1 protein-coding gene is annotated in these 638 nt (G+C 28.4%); it reads right to left on the bottom strand.

Going from position 1 to position 638, the window contains the following annotated elements; all coding sequences use genetic code 11:
- On the bottom strand, positions 1 to 638 hold a 638-nt coding region (locus ELQ06_RS08540), incomplete at both ends, for a 6-hydroxymethylpterin diphosphokinase MptE-like protein (protein WP_134237518.1).

Genomic DNA, 638 nt, shown 5'->3' with positions numbered 1-638 from the left:
AAAAATTTCATTGCTAGATCAGTAAAATCTAAATTCGTAACATAATCAGGCACTATACCTTCTTTTTCAAGCATACTTAAAGCCCCATCCGCGCAAAATATCACTGCTTTATCTTGATAAGCTTTAAGCAAAGAAAGTTGTTTAGTAAGAGAAGGTCCTGCAGAAACTACTATAGCATTTTCAAATTTGTTTTTTCTTTCATTTAAGATTCTTTGAAAAGGAATGCTTTCAAGCATAGAAGGGATGTTTTGTAAAAACTGTCCATGTGTTAGCAAAGGTAAAAAACAAGTAATATCTGCATTCCTTATTGCTACACTTGCACTTTTAATACAAAGTTCATTTAAAGATAAAATAGAAGTTTCATAGTATTTAAGATAATAATGCGAGCTAATAAACATTTCATATAAACTTAAATACTCTAAAATACTTTGCTGATCAAAAATCATAGCAATTTGAATTTCTAAATCCTTTGCAACACAGTCAAATAATACAATCTTATAAACTTTCAACTCTTCACTCAAATCTATCGTACTTAAAGCTAGGATAAAAAGTTCTATTTCGCTTTCAAATACAAAAAGATGTTTATAGTGTTTAGCTAAATTTTTAATCAGTAAAGCATTGCCTATACCATAAATACA

Source organism: Campylobacter sp. CH246 (assembly GCF_004378835.1).
Lineage (GTDB): Bacteria > Campylobacterota > Campylobacteria > Campylobacterales > Campylobacteraceae > Campylobacter_D > Campylobacter_D jejuni.
Note: the sequence above shows the minus strand (reverse complement) of the source record. Positions and strands in the feature narration are given on the sequence as shown.